At 37.3% G+C, this 14734-nt stretch carries 16 protein-coding genes; 13 read left to right on the forward strand and 3 right to left on the reverse strand.

Annotated elements, in window-relative coordinates; genetic code table 11:
• Window positions 1-30: 30 nt before the first annotated feature.
• Window positions 31-1818, reverse strand: a complete 1788-nt coding sequence (locus tag KI375_RS03525) for a cation:proton antiporter (RefSeq protein ID WP_212972168.1) — start codon at window positions 1816-1818, stop codon at window positions 31-33.
• 162 nt (window positions 1819-1980) lie between these two features.
• Window positions 1981-2667, reverse strand: a complete 687-nt coding sequence (locus tag KI375_RS03530; RefSeq protein WP_212972169.1) for a TerC family protein — start codon at window positions 2665-2667, stop codon at window positions 1981-1983.
• 412 nt (window positions 2668-3079) lie between these two features.
• Between KI375_RS03530 and KI375_RS03535 the strand changes: the two genes are divergently transcribed.
• The 6 genes from KI375_RS03535 to KI375_RS03560 all read left to right on the forward strand — a co-directional run bounded on the left by KI375_RS03535 (window position 3080) and on the right by KI375_RS03560 (window position 9016).
• Window positions 3080-4282 (forward strand): MFS transporter, encoded by a 1203-nt coding sequence (locus KI375_RS03535; protein ID WP_212972170.1) that lies wholly within the window; start codon window positions 3080-3082, stop codon window positions 4280-4282.
• Window positions 4283-4527: 245 nt separating this feature from the next.
• Window positions 4528-5325 carry an HAD family hydrolase gene (locus KI375_RS03540; RefSeq protein WP_212972171.1) on the forward strand — a complete coding sequence of 266 codons (798 nt, stop codon included), beginning with the start codon at window positions 4528-4530 and terminating at the stop codon, window positions 5323-5325.
• A 39-nt stretch (window positions 5326-5364) separates the two neighbouring features.
• Complete coding sequence (locus KI375_RS03545) at window positions 5365-6153, forward strand: HAD family hydrolase (protein ID WP_212972172.1); 789 nt, start codon at window positions 5365-5367, stop codon at window positions 6151-6153.
• Between the two features lie 171 nt (window positions 6154-6324).
• Window positions 6325-6792 (forward strand): GNAT family N-acetyltransferase, encoded by a 468-nt coding sequence (locus KI375_RS03550; RefSeq protein WP_212972173.1) that lies wholly within the window; start codon window positions 6325-6327, stop codon window positions 6790-6792.
• A 289-nt stretch (window positions 6793-7081) separates the two neighbouring features.
• Window positions 7082-7936 carry a GNAT family N-acetyltransferase gene (locus KI375_RS03555; RefSeq protein ID WP_212972174.1) on the forward strand — a complete coding sequence of 285 codons (855 nt, stop codon included), beginning with the start codon at window positions 7082-7084 and terminating at the stop codon, window positions 7934-7936.
• A 12-nt stretch (window positions 7937-7948) separates the two neighbouring features.
• Window positions 7949-9016 carry an undecaprenyldiphospho-muramoylpentapeptide beta-N-acetylglucosaminyltransferase gene (locus tag KI375_RS03560; RefSeq protein ID WP_212972175.1) on the forward strand — a complete coding sequence of 356 codons (1068 nt, stop codon included), beginning with the start codon at window positions 7949-7951 and terminating at the stop codon, window positions 9014-9016.
• Between the two features lie 45 nt (window positions 9017-9061).
• Here the strand turns inward: KI375_RS03560 and KI375_RS03565 are convergent, their stop codons facing one another.
• Window positions 9062-9712 (reverse strand): endonuclease III domain-containing protein, encoded by a 651-nt coding sequence (locus tag KI375_RS03565; protein WP_212972176.1) that lies wholly within the window; start codon window positions 9710-9712, stop codon window positions 9062-9064.
• Between the two features lie 172 nt (window positions 9713-9884).
• Between KI375_RS03565 and KI375_RS27770 the strand changes: the two genes are divergently transcribed.
• The 7 genes from KI375_RS27770 (at window position 9885) to KI375_RS03595 (ending at window position 14656) form a co-directional block, all read left to right on the forward strand.
• Window positions 9885-10217, forward strand: coding sequence for a hypothetical protein (locus KI375_RS27770; protein ID WP_306419774.1), 333 nt, complete (start codon window positions 9885-9887; stop codon window positions 10215-10217).
• Window positions 10218-10457 carry a hypothetical protein gene (locus tag KI375_RS27775; RefSeq protein ID WP_306419775.1) on the forward strand — a complete coding sequence of 80 codons (240 nt, stop codon included), beginning with the start codon at window positions 10218-10220 and terminating at the stop codon, window positions 10455-10457.
• A gap of 347 nt (window positions 10458-10804) precedes the next feature.
• Entirely contained in the window at window positions 10805-11296 is a 492-nt protein-coding gene (locus tag KI375_RS03575) for a GNAT family N-acetyltransferase (protein WP_212972177.1), read from the forward strand.
• 175 nt (window positions 11297-11471) lie between these two features.
• A complete protein-coding gene (locus tag KI375_RS03580) occupies window positions 11472-11966 on the forward strand; it encodes an Lrp/AsnC family transcriptional regulator (RefSeq protein ID WP_212972178.1) in 495 nt (164 codons plus the stop codon).
• Entirely contained in the window at window positions 11963-13135 is a 1173-nt protein-coding gene (locus tag KI375_RS03585) for an aminotransferase (RefSeq protein WP_212972179.1), read from the forward strand. Before KI375_RS03580 ends, KI375_RS03585 begins: the two co-directional genes overlap by 4 nt.
• A 161-nt stretch (window positions 13136-13296) precedes the next feature.
• Window positions 13297-14229 (forward strand): GNAT family N-acetyltransferase, encoded by a 933-nt coding sequence (locus tag KI375_RS03590; protein ID WP_212972180.1) that lies wholly within the window; start codon window positions 13297-13299, stop codon window positions 14227-14229.
• Window positions 14230-14464: 235 nt separating this feature from the next.
• Window positions 14465-14656, forward strand: a complete 192-nt coding sequence (locus KI375_RS03595) for a hypothetical protein (RefSeq protein ID WP_212972181.1) — start codon at window positions 14465-14467, stop codon at window positions 14654-14656.
• Window positions 14657-14734: the final 78 nt, after the last annotated feature.

Consider the following 14734-nt stretch of genomic DNA (forward strand, 5'->3'; position numbering starts at 1 on the left):
GTTCGTTGCTAAACATGCTCATATAGTTTTTTACCTTGTTAAGCAAATCAATTGATCCCCTTCATCAAATGTTAATTTTTGTTTCATTGTCACAAATACAATAGATTCATTCTTTTTCTTTATGAATAAAGGTGTGACATCTTCAGATATTCCATCCTTTTCAATTGTTCCTTTTTTATCGATTTCAATCGCTTTAATGTGATAGCCGGTATTGATTTTTCGATTCAGTTCTGCAAACACAGCTTCCTCCGAGAATAGCAAATGAGCTTTCATGGCAGTTGAAATCGGCATTTGTTTCGCGCTATTCTTGGACCTTACTGGTAAAGCAAAAGTGTTATTAAATCCGAATTCAGGAGCATAGGATTGGCTTACTAATGCATTATAGGCAGCATCACCCGTCATCGCCAGAATCGTTTCATATGGGGTTAAATCAATTTCAAATTGAGTATGTTCAGCAAGAATTTCCCCTTGAAAAGTAGCAATATCTTTATCAGCAGCCGGTTGCAAACGTTCATGAGAGGAATCAATAATCAGCACAGGAATTCCCATCTTTTTAAAATAATGGGCAAGGGAAATAGCAAAACTACTTGCTCCAATCATTAAGATTCCAGGGGGCTCATTGCTAGCAAGTCCTAACTTTTTAGCTAAAGGTCCTAAAGAAAAACCGTGAACACAAACTGTAATGAACACAAGCGCAAACGTAAGCGCAGTTAAAAGAGAGGCGTCTTGATAGCCATCCTCCAATAATATCGACGCAAAATACCCTGACACTGTTAAGGCGACAATTCCTCTTGGCGCAATCCAACCAATTAATGTTTTTTCCTGAAGCGTCAATTCTGTCCCAATCGTAGAAATCCAAATCGATAAAGGGCGTACTAGAAATAACATCGCTATGACAAAACCAATAATAGGCAAAGTAAACACTTCCGCGATGGTTTCTCGTGTTAGAGAAGAAGTTAGTAAAATAAACACAGTCGAGGTCAAAAGAACAGAAATATTCTCAACAAAATGGCCGACATTGCCAATCGATGAAACATATTTCTTCGTCCGGCCAAGTGCAAGTCCCATTACGGTTACAGCAAGCATCCCTGTTTCATGCATAACAACCTCACCGATTGTGAAGCAAATAAGTACAAATGACAAAATGATCGGCGACTTTAAATATTCGGGAAACAGTCCTTTACTAACCATATATCCGACAAGGAGACCGATTATGTAGCCGAGAAGAATTGCAAATAAAGCACCAAGAAAGAAGTTTAACAAGTAGGACGCTGATAAACTTTCATTTGTTAATACCTTGATGACTTGATAAGCGAATAGCGCAAGAAGAGGGCCGGCCGGGTCAACGATAATTCCTTCCCACTTCAGTACGGCAGCCGTTCGTGGTTTTAATTTTGCATTTCTCAAAAGCGGAATGATCACGGTAGGTCCTGTCACAACAAATAATCCACCAATGATAAACGCGATGGCTAGATCTAAGCCAGCAATGAAATGGGCGGCTAATGAACCTCCAATCCACGCTAAAAAGGCTGCCCCTGTCACAATCCGAAACACCGATTTTGAGATACCTTTAATTTCTCGAATATCAAGACTTGAGCTGCCTTCAAATAAAATAATCGCAACAGCTAAGGAAATGAGGGGACTATATAGGCCTCCTAAAGCCTCTTGGGGATTTATAAATCCAAATACAGGTCCAATCAAAATGCCTGCTATCGACATAATCACGATAGATGGCCATTGAATCCTCCATGCTAGCCACTGAGAGAAGATCCCAATTCCAAGAATAATCACAATACTAATTAGGGCTGTTTGCTCCAAATCACTCACCTCTTAGGTCTGATGGGTTATAAAACCCGTCTCTTTTGTTATAAGGTATAGTGTACCAAACTGACCTATTCATTCACAATAACAAGGCCATTTGTGTGATTTGGCAATAAGGAGAATAAGCTGAGCATGGGGAAAGCTTAATTGATCGAAGCTTCACTTTATTTTGAAAAAATTGTGACGATTACCTTTTATATAGGAATAACAGCCAACTAGAATCACTAGAACGATCACAATATTAGCAGAAACATGAATTAGGTTCACTTTTGGCAAATAGCTATTGATTGACAATATCCATCCTTTTAACCATGGATCTCCAATTATACCGACAACCGCTGTTTGGGCAATAAAGGCTCCTGCTATAATATTGACCCATGCAAATTTTGTTGCGATTTTGATAATCACTGGTAAAAAGAACAGGGAAATAACTAAACTTAAAAAAATCCCAACTAAAGCCATTGACATGTTTTGCGAGATTTCGGAAATGACGATCACACTATCTAAACAGATTAAAAAATCTGTAGCAGCTAGCAATGATAATACTTTCACCTTTACGGAAATAGAGCGATTTAGTGGGGGGATGTTGGTTTGTTCAGCAAATGACTTTGTGACAAGACTAAAAGCAACAAATAGCAGAATCACGCCCATGATTAAATGGATGACTGGAATGGTAAGCAGGGTATCCATCACCACAATATACACCGCTCGCGTGCAAGTAAGTACCACAGCCGCAGGCAAGACTATGTTGATCTGAGGATGTTTTCGGATGATCGCTCCTAAAATTAATAAGTTGTCCAAATCACTTATAAATGTAATTAAAAATACCTTTATAATCTCATTCATTACAAATCCTCTTTTTCTCTTTTCCATTATCTGTATGCAAGAATATCGCATTCATTAAACATAATGATTATTTTATAAAAATGCGTGTTCAAAAAGGAGGATAAAAAGGACCAAGAAATTCGAGGCGGCGCAGCTTCGAGCAGCGGAATGTATGCATTTAGATACATGAGCAGCGGAGAAGCAAGCCAACGAACTTCCACACGATGTGGTGACTTCGACGTTCGACACAGGACGTGTCGGTACTTAGTCGAAGATCATTAATCTCGCAATGTCATTTTTACCGGACTTTTTGAACATCCTTTAAAAGTTTTTATTTTTATGAAAAGGATTAGACCTTATTGAAGATTCCTGATAACATGGTGTGGGTGCATATTAAACCATGAGAATTTGGTATACATAGGAGAATTATAGAATGAAAAAGTTTATTTGGATTGCTTGCCTTATTTATTGCTTGAATGGTTTTGGTCATATTATTATTGGCACGATCCTCGAACCAATGGTGGCATCATATGGAATCCAATATGGAGATGGCGGACAATTGATTATGAATCAATTTTTAGGATTTTTAGTCGGGGTCCTCGTCGCACCTTTTTTAGTAAGAGGGTTAGGTAGACGAATCACATTATCCATCGCCCTCTTCTCATTTGCGGTTGCTCAATTTATCTTTGGGTTACTTCCAAATTGGAATTTACTATTACTTGTTGCACCATTTGCTGGGGCTGGGATTGGAATTGGAGAAACGGTTGTTGCTGCGTTAATCGTTGCACATCTAAAAGAAAAAAAGGCGTCCACACTAATACTCGTTGAAGTATTCTTTGGGGTTGGGGCTTTATTGATCCCAGTTATTTCAGCCTTTTTAATTTCCAGGAATATATGGAATTTTTCCTTTTCATTTGTCGCGTGTGTGACAACGATTGCATTGCTGTTTTGGTTATTTTCTTCTTTTGGAGAAATGGATTCTGTTTTAAAAAAGCAGCCCAAACCTGTAGATGAAAATGGAAAGAAACCTGAAAAACTTCGGTATACTCGAAGACAAATTCCAATTGTAACCATTGGGGCTGTATTTTTCTTCGTGTATGTTGGGACTGAAATGGTTTTACCGAACTATTTACCGACCATCCTCCATAAAACAACACAATTAGATGCATCCTCTTTAGCCTTAAGTATAACTGTTTTTTGGCTAGCCATGACTATTGGGCGCATGTTTATGACATTTATTGTCGACAGAATCGGTTATACAAAGCTATTTGTAGTTAGTTGTATCGGAGAATTTATCGGTTTGGTTGTTTTTGCGTTATCTCCATCAATTTGGATTAGTTATGGCGCAATTTTTGTTACCGGGTTATTAATGGGCGGCATTTTCTCAATTGGATTGCTTATTATTAATGATGCCTCTCAAGGACACGAAGAGAGGACAACAAGTCTGTTAGTCGCGCTAGGTGGACTAGGCGGGGCGATCTTGCCAAAGCTTGTTGGTGAATTAATCGACCGCTTTGCTATTTCTGTTACTTTGTGGACATTAGCTGGATTTGCTTTTATTTTAGTTAGTTTAATGGGAATTATTTTTTATCTTAAAAACAAATCACAGGGAATAGATGAAAAAAGTACAGTTTGATAAAGTGAAACTTGAATCAATGAGGTTCGTTCTATCCCCATTGATTGTTAGCTCTCTAAAGCCTTGAGGTGAAGGCTTTACTGCCCGTTAAGTCGGAATAAAATCATTAGCAATGATGATTGTAAATGTGAAAGACCTTACTTTGATGGTAGGGTCTTTTATTATTACAGGAAATCTACCCCTTCTTAGATTAATATTATGGTAAACTAATAGCATAATTATATATAAATGGAGAGAGGGTCAATATGATTAAAGCTGTATTTTTTGATTTGGACGATACTTTACTTTGGGATAAAAAAAGCATTCAAGAAGCTTTTCTGTCTACTTGTAAAATAGCAGAAGAACGTTATGAAATAAAAGCAGAAAAATTTGAGGTAGCGGTGCGTGAGCAAGCAAGACAACTTTATGCCTCGTACGAAACCTATCCTTTTACCCAAATGATTGGTATTAATCCGTTTGAAGGACTGTGGGGGAACTTCCTCGAAGATCATGATGAATTCAAAAAGATGAAAGAGATCGTTCCCACTTACCGAAAAGATGCTTGGACATTAGGTTTAAAAGCAGTGGGGATTGATGACGCAGAGTTCGGTCATGAATTAGCAGAACGATTTCCGGCAGAGAGAAGGAAGCTACCATTTGTATTTGAGGACACTTTTACTGTATTAGACCGTTTACAAGAAGATTATCGACTGTTACTGCTCACAAATGGATCACCTGATTTACAGCAAACGAAACTTACAATTACTCCAGAGCTTACGCCTTATTTCGAACAGATTGTTATATCTGGTGGCTTTGGAAAAGGAAAACCGGATCCTGCTATTTTTGAACATGCGTTATCATTAATGTCGTTAAATAAAGACGAAGCGATTATGGTGGGCGATAACCTAATGACAGATATACTTGGGGCCAATCGAGTGGGGATGAAATCCGTATGGATTAATCGTGAAGAAAAAGAACGAACAGAAGTGATCCCAACTTATGAAATTCAAAATCTAGGAGAATTACATCAACTTTTAGATGATTTGAATAAAGTTAAATTATAGACTTTATAGTAAAAGAGAGTATGGGGAGGGGCATGAGCTGTGGCATTCATGAACGAGGTTAAAGCGATTGTCTTGGATTTAGATGGAACTTTATTGAATTCGAAAAAAGAAGTTTCGAAGAGAAATCAACAAGCTATTTTCGAGATGCACCAAAAAGGAATTTTCATTATATTTGCTACAGCTAGACCTCCGCGCTCAGTTCAATTATTTCTTCCTCAAAGATTGCGAGAAATCGGGGCTTTTGTTTATTATAATGGGGCGTTTTTGACAGATAACGCTTCAGGATATAGAGAGCATATGGGCATTGAAACAATGATCGTAGCTGAAATAATAGAGTATATTAGCGAAACTCATGTGGACGCCTGCTATTCTATTGAGTCAGAAGACCAATGCTACAGTAACAAGCCTTTCTATAACGAGACGGTCCCAAATGTATTGACCAAGCCAACAATCTTGTCTCTTGGTGAATTAAAAAAGCTCAAGGCTTCAAAGTTTTTACTATCAGAATATCCTCACTATCAGAATTTAAAGTCCCAGTTCCAACAAAAAGTAAATGCCATCTGTACTGATGCAGGAACGCTTATTCAAATCATGGCAAAGGGTGTCTCTAAAGAATATGCTGTTCGCAAACTCTGTCTCCATAGGAATATTCTAATGTCTAATGTAATGGCTTTCGGTGATGATTGGAATGATATAGAATTATTTCATGTCTGTGGTATTCCGATAGCCATGGAAAATGCCATTCCAGAATTGAAATCAGCTGCCTGCTCTATTACAAAAACGAATGACGAAGATGGTGTAGCTCATATATTAGAGCAATTAATCTGAATGATCCAACCTTTGTTATCATGGAAGCATGAAGATTATTTTGATTCTACAGAATATATTGGAAATTTGCAGGTAATGAAACAAATCTGGCGAATTATATTTAAAACGGTTTATCGACCATGTGCAATTGAAATAAGGGATTGAGCGGTTATTTAAAGGGAGGTAAGGATCGTGGAATTCAGAAAAATTACTTGGGATAATTTTATTGAGTGTATCGAGTTGCAAGTCACAGAAGAACAGCAAAGATTTATATCTTCCAATCAGCATGCCCTTGCAGAGGCTTATATCGCAGCGGATGAAGGGCAGGATATCATAACTTTTGCGGTTTATAAAGATGGAACCATGGTCGGCTTCATTATGATGTATTATGACGATGGGGATGGTCATTATGAGCATAGCAGTTATGGTGTTTTTAAAATGATGATTGACAAGCGCTATCAGGGTAAAGGCTATGGCAGAGAAACCATGATAAAAGCAATTGACTTTTCAAGGAGTTCTCCCCATGGAAAAGCCCGGGTTGTTGAGCTGACATATAAACCTGAAAATGTAGTTGCGAAAAACTTATATACATCACTAGGATTTGTTGAAACGGGAGATGTATTGGAATGTGGAGAAGTGAATGCCGAACTCAAATTGTAATCAAAAATAAAAAAGATATGTGAGTTATGGTTGATCAAACTTAATCTGAAGTTCCAGCTATTCTTCATATGTGTGGAGGTGGCTGTTTTTTTAAAGTTGGATACAAAATTAAAATACCCGCAATTTATCGTTCAATATAGCATCGACTACATAGCAATGTAACAAGAACGGAGAATATAAATGAATTTAATAATGCTCTCTATTTCAACAGAAAATGATTCAAAAGAACTGAATGAGCTTTTTAGAGAAGCAAAACCATACTTTATGCAAGTTGAGGGGTAGAGAGCCTTTGGCGCCTCTGATCGACATTAATACTGTGATTCCTAATATCCCAAAAGAATTAGTAAAATGTCTTAGCATCCGCTATCTGAACCATTTGATCGGCTACATATGGCTGTTTGAAAAGTCAGAGACGAATTATTATATCTTACATATGTATGTTTCAAAAAAGTATAGAAAACTAGGCTTAGGGACATTGGCAGTTCATGAATTAGATAATTATTATTTAGACAGGGGGTTCTTGACCGCTGAATTATTGGTTTCCGGCTCAAATTATCTAGGCCTAAAATTTTGGACTTCAGTCGGTTTTGACAAAATTATATACGTGGAAGCTCCAGAAGAAAATGCAGTAACGAGTTCTGTTGAATTAGAGTTAAAAAAGGAGTTGAATTCATATACTCAAAAACAACGTGTATACTTAATTCCAATAACCGATGATAATAAAATTCTAGGTCAAAGTTTAAATGTTACGGATGAACAAGTTGAAGCCAAATTAATTCTAAATGTACCAGAAGCAATTGAAGCAGCTGAAGAGCGCCCTAAGTGTGCTCGCCCCTTTTTTATACGATTGAATAATACTATTATTGGATATACAGCGTTTGTTTTCGATGAAGAAATCGGGGAGGAGCGGCTTCGCTATTGGCTCTGGCAATTTATGATTGATGAGAAGTATCAAAATAAAGGATATGCTTCGTTAGCTTTAGAAGAAGTGATCAAATACTTTAAATATAAAGATGTTCAATATATTACTTTGTCTACTACACCAACAAATAACAACGCTCTTCATTTGTATAAAAAATTCGGTTTTTATGAAACTGGAGAAATGAATGATGAAGAAGTAATGCTTCAAAAGAAGCTTTATTAAAGAGGAGTTTTTATGAAAAAAAAGCCAATTGTATTTACGGGTGGAGGTTCAGCGGGACATGTAACCCCAAATATAGCGATTATGAAAGAGCTAGGCCAAGATTGGGACATATCTTATATTGGTTCAAAAAAAGGGATTGAGAAAGAGTTGATTCAAAAACTGAATATTCCCTATTCCGGTATTAACAGTGGAAAATTAAGGCGGTATTTTGATTTGCAAAATGTGAAGGATATCTTTCATGTATTAAAAGGATACTTTGAAGCAAAAAAAATTCTAAAAAACATAAAACCTCAACTTGTTTTTTCGAAAGGCGGATTTGTTTCCGTACCCGTTATTCTAGCGGCTAAGACGCTAAAAATTCCCGTATTAATTCATGAAAGTGATATAACACCTGGATTGGCCAATAAAATTTCGCAAAGATTTGCTACAAAAATCTTTACCTCTTTTGAGGAAGCAAAGAAATTTTTCCCCGAACATAAGACGACCGTTATTGGTTCACCAATTAGAAAAGAAATACTGAGCGGTTCGGCTGCTCGTGGGAGAGCTTTTCTTGGATTTCATTCTCCACTTCCTATTTTAACGATAATGGGTGGGAGCTTGGGGGCTAAAAAAATCAATGAAATTATCAGAATGTCTTTATCTGAGCTGACATCGAAATACCAGATTGTTCATCTATGTGGAAAAGGAAATAAAGATGACCAATACTCAAATGTCTCAGGATATCGCCAATATGAGTATGTACATGATGAACTATCAGATATTTTAGCTGCTTCTGATATCGTCATTACGAGAGGCGGCTCAAACGCCATATTTGAATTTTTGGCTTTGAATATCCCGATGCTCATCATTCCTTTAGGATTAGATCAAAGCAGGGGAGACCAAATCCTCAACGCAAAGGCCTTCCAGGAAAAGGGCTATGGACTTATGTTGGAGGAAGAAAAACTAGACTGTGAGACATTGGTAGATCATTTAGACTCAATTTATAAAAACAAGGAAAAATTCGAAAAGAATATGAAATCAACGCAAAAAAGTTCTGCCTTGCAAAAACTTGTGAAAGAGATTGAAAGTTTTTATTTCTAAAAATTGAAATCGACGCAAACATCACTACGGTTCGTATTCAAAATTTCATCCAAACGACGTTAAATGATAATCACAAAGATCATTCAATGGACATCCAAGACATAGTGGTTTCGTTTTGCAATGTACTTTTCCATGTTCAACAAGAAGGGCATGGTATTCTTGGAATAGTATTAGATCAGCTGGAAATTCACTCTCAACCTGTTTTCTAAAAAAATCATAAGAAGCTGGTACATCATTTCCAAGCCGTGTAAAAATTCTCCTTGCATAAGCATCAACGACAAATACAGGTTTATGGAATGCATATAGGAGCATCGCATCTGCTGTTTCTCGGCCAATGCCATGGATGTTTAATAATTCACTGCGTAATGTCTGTTTATCTATTTGTTTAATTTTTTCGATATCATATTCATATTTTTTAAACCATTGTATAAACGCTTTGATTCGCTTAGCCTTTATGTTGAAAAACCCACTAGATTTGATCAGCTGAGCAAGTTCTGCTTCAGACAAGCGCGCAATCGTTTCAGGATCTAAAAAAGGTTTTAATTGCACGAGTGCTTTTTCAACATTACGCCAACTTGTATTTTGCACAAGGATTGCACCAATCATCATCTCAAAAGGGGTTTCAGCTGGCCACCAGTTTTGTGGGCAGTAATATTGATATAAGCGTTCATAAACGAATGAATATTGTTGTTGCATTTTATAACCTCCGTGAATTTGCCATTATACTAGATTATATGGGAAAGATGAACCCCTCGATGATTATACTATCACTTGGGTAATGTTTTTGTTAAAAATCTCATTCGTAAGAGAAGAATAGAAGGTACTGAATCAATGTATACATAGCAATCAATTGAGAGGATTAATTTTTATGGATGTCAAAGAGCGAAGAATTTGGAATCAAAACCATAAGATATTAACGGAAATTATACAAAAACCAGAAAAACACGCCCAAACTATACAATTATTTCTTTCTCAGCATGCCTTGCTACACTCATCTTCTATCGGGAATACGAGTAGAACAACACTGGAAGATGTGCTGTTAAATGACTTGGACGAAGTCACTTTTAGGAAGTATCCTGTAGCTAATCCAGATACAAAAAACTCAATTGCGTGGCACTTATGGCATATTGCTAGAATTGAAGATATGACTATAAACTTATTGATTGCAGATACTCAGCAAGTCCTTTATATAGGGGAATAGTTGGAGCAAATGAATATCGAAGTCTCTCATTCGGGCAATGACATGAGCGTAGAAGAAATTACTGAGTTAAGTGCAAAAATTAATTTTAATTCTCTCTTAGCATATAGAAGCGCTGTTGCTAAGCGGACACAGCAAGTCATACAATCATTGGAGCTGGACAATTTAAGACGAAAGTTGAACAAAACAGAATCAAACGATTGTTTAATGAAAAAGCCGTCACTCAAAAGTCAGCTTGGCTAGCAGACTATTGGAGTAGAAAAAACATCGCTGGGTTGATATTGATGCCTGCAACAATGCATAATTTTTTGCATTTGAATAAGTGTATTCGTATCAAGGATAGACTGCAATAAGCAAAAGGTAAAATAGATCGTGTTTTGGAAGGTGGGATGGTGAGCACTATGGATACTTGTTAATCCGAAGTGTGAACTAGTTTGAAACCCTCCTTTTGTGGTCTTGAAATTTTTTGATCTTTTGACATAAAAAAAGTTCGATCATGCAAATTAGTTTGATACAATTATATAAGTAGCTGGATTGTGGCAATTTGGCAAACGGACTATCCGGTTTATTTAGTTATGGAGGTAAGATGAGTGGATGTACAGATCGAAAAAGTATCTCTAGAACAAAAAAACGTATTAAAGAACTTACTCGAGTTATACAAATATGATTTTAGTGAGTTTGATCCTGAAGATGTAAATGATCAGGGATTATATGGTTATAAGTATTTTGAACATTACTGGACAGAGCCAAGTCGTTTCCCTTTTTTGATCAAGGTTAATGGAAATTATGCTGGATTTGCGCTAGTTCGTAAAATAACTCAAGAGGGTGAAAACCCTGAATTCTATTTTTCAATGGCTGAGTTTTTTGTTATGAAGAAATACCGAAAAACTGGTGTTGGGAAGAAAACTGCTTTTTATCTCTTTGATACCTTCTCGGGAACATGGCAGGTTTCAGAGATGAAGGAGAACGTTCCAGCGCAAAAATTTTGGAGAAAAATCATCTCGGAGTATACGAACGATAATTATCAAGAAGTTCAAAAAGTTGAATGGGAAGGACCTATTCAAATATTTATTACCGGCTAAACTAGCTGAGTGGTTTCTAACCTAAAGCTTTTTAAAACGAGTGCTTTTATGAAACAATTTAAATAGAAAATGATCAAATCTTTTATAAAAAAATGTATAATGATTTACATAGCATAGGTTCATTTAAAATTATATTCCTGGATATTAAAGTACAGAAGAGGAGAGTAGCCTACTTATGAAAGAAAAACAACTAGAATTACTGGAAATATTGGAAACCCACGGACGAATTGAAATTGAATCACTGGCAAAGATGCTGAATATGGATATAAATGAAGTAGCCGACATGATAAAAGACCTTGAGCAATCACAGGTGATTCAGGGCTATTCTGCGGTTATTGACTGGTCAAAAGTACTGGGCAACGGAGATATCACTGCGATGATTGATGTGAAGGTTGCTCCGAAAAGAGGCGTAGGGTTCGATCAAACTGCTGAACGAATTTATCGCCATAGCGAAGTTAAGTCGGTTTATCTAATGTCCGGGACTTATGATTTATCGGTTACGGTGGAAGGGAAATCAATGTCTGACATCAGTAATTTTGTCTCCGAAAAGCTTTCGACACTCGATTCTGTCATTTCAACAACGACACATTTTATCTTAAAAAAATATAAACATGATGGTGTCATTTTTGATGAAAAATCAAAGGATAAGAGAATGGTGGTGTCACCATGACGGCAACAAAAAGTAGCCATTTCGTTTCAGAGCTAGCCAATTCGATTCAGCCTTCCGGGATCAGACGTTTTTTTGATCTCGCCTCCCAGATGGATGATGTGGTTTCTCTTGGTGTTGGTGAACCTGATTTTACAACACCATGGAATATTATTGAAGCCAGCTATCATTCACTTGAGCAGGGCTATACCGCCTATACTTCAAATGCAGGTCTTTTCAGTTTGCGACAGGAAATCTGCCGTTATTTAACAAAATATGATTTGGATTATAATCCGGAAGATGAAATATTGGTCACCGTTGGGGCAAGCCAGGCAATTGATTTGGTTCTTCGTGCGACGATCAATAGGGGCGATGAAGTGATCATCGTCAACCCAGGATTTGTTTCGTATATCCCCCTCATTCAAATGGCAGGAGGGATAGCCGTTCCCCTCGAAACTAAGGCTGAAAATCAATTTAAACCAACACCAGAACAGCTCGAACCGTTGATTACTGCGAAAACAAAGGCGGTTTTTTTATGTAATCCTAATAATCCGACTGGCACGGTTCTCAGCAGAAACGATTTGGAACCCATTGCTCAAATTGTGAAAGACCATGATTTGCTCGTTTATTCCGATGAAATCTATGCGGAATTAATTTATGAAGATGATCATGTCAGTACAGGGGCGTTGGAAGGGATGAAAGAGCAGACTATCACCATTTCTGGGTTTTCAAAAGCATTTGCGATGACCGGTTGGCGTCTCGGTTATGCGGCGGGACCCAAGGAGATTATACAGGCGATGTTAAAAATCCACCAATCATCGATGATGTGTGCATCAACCATGGCACAGTACGCCGGCCTGGAGGCATTGACCGGCAACAGTGATAATGTCAAACGGATGGTCCGCAGTTATCGTCAAAGAAGAAATTATTTAGTGCATCAGTTGAACAGTATAGGGCTTGGCTGCGAATCACCAGGGGGCGCATTTTATTTGTTTCCATCAATTAAGAAAACTGGCTTATCTTCGGAAGAATTCGCAGAAAAATTGCTCATATCAGAAAAGGTCGCCGTCGTTCCTGGAAGTGTATTCGGTGAAAGCGGTGAAGGGTATATTCGTTGCTCATACGCAACCTCAATGACCCAATTGGAGGAAGCATCGAAACGAATACAGCGGTTTGTGGAAAATTTAGAGTGAATTTAAGTGAATAAACAGAATGATCACCCCAATGTTAATTAAATGGACATTTTCGGCATAAAGACGTTGCATTGCAACGTTCTTTGCCATGTGCCCCTAGGAGAATGATATTCCTGAAATAGCATTGAAGCATTCGATTGAGAGATATGGGGGACATTGATATGATTGTTCGAAATTTCAAGAATAGCGACTTAATTAAAATGTATAGATTGTGGGAGCTTAATCTTCGGCATAAGTGGCCAATTGAATACCAAGATTTCGAGAGAATTATTCGAAGTACAGATAGTAGTCATTCGCATTTTATAGCAGAAATAGATAATCATATTGTGGGATTTATTATTACTGGAATAAGTAGTACAAACAACCCCAGACCACGCGGTTCTGTCGTATTGATAATAGTCAATCAACTGGATCAAGGGAAAGGGATAGGAAAAAAGTTACTATCTATCGGTGAAAGACATCTTCATTCCCAAGGGGTAGTTGATATTCAACTTGGGGCAGGAGCTAATGCTTATTTCTGGCCAGGAGTTCCCGAAAATCTCCCCCACGCAATATCGTTTTTTGAGAAGTGTGACTGGAAATATTCGGAGGATAGTGTAGATTTGATAGGGAATTTGAATGAAGTTCGTCTTCCCTCTAATGTTTATATCAATACTGATATTCGTATTGAAGAATCTAGCGAAAGCGATATCAATGAATTATTAGTGTTTGAACAGAAGAATTTTCCTAATTGGTCTGATTATTTTCAGTACTATGCACAACAAAATGCTTATGAAGATATTCTATTGGCGAAAAGCAAGAATGGAGACATTATCGGATCGGTACTGCTATTTGGTAATGGAAAAGCAGGTGACCGCTTTAAATGGAAGCGGCTTATAAGTGGTCAAGTGGCTGGATTTGGTGCATTGGGTGTCAAGGAAGATTTTAGAGAAAATGGAATTGGAATGGCCATTGCCCTAAGAGCAACAGAGACACTGAGCCAAAGAGGTTTTGAATACAGCTATTTGGGATGGACTTGGTTAACAGACTGGTACGGTAAGCTAGGATACCAAGTATGGAGCAGTTACCGCATGAGTTGGAAAATATTAGAATAAGAAATTTGAAAATCTAACGACTCTGAAAATGATGTCCCACTATGTAATAGATAAGTAAAGCTGATTAGAACCACTCGCATGTTTTTAATCGGCTTTATGCGTTTTGTATATGAATCATTCAAAGTGATATAAATCTGTAAACTATTTATTTCTAGATCAGCGATTCAATCGAGCGGTTTTTTAGCCGAAACAGGAGCAGATAACGTATCGCATTCCAATTTCGAATGTCTAGCTTATGCATGGATTTCGTGTGGAGATTGATTCTGTTCCAATTACTACAGGCTGGCATCAACGACATGCTAAACGAAATCTTTCATACTTAACTTTTCATCCAATCACGACTCGTGATATTTTATGTGAAGAATTATTTCCGCATTATGATCCAGATAAAGCGATCGCTAACTTAAAGGTATGCTACATCATTTAGAATGTGATGTTATGGATTTTATGACATTAGTTCGTCAAGCTTATACCGAACGGGAAGCGATGATTCAATACGAGGGTA

This window comes from Bacillus sp. J14TS2 (genome assembly GCF_018333015.1).
In the GTDB taxonomy this organism is placed as follows: domain Bacteria; phylum Bacillota; class Bacilli; order Bacillales; family Bacillaceae_C; genus Lederbergia.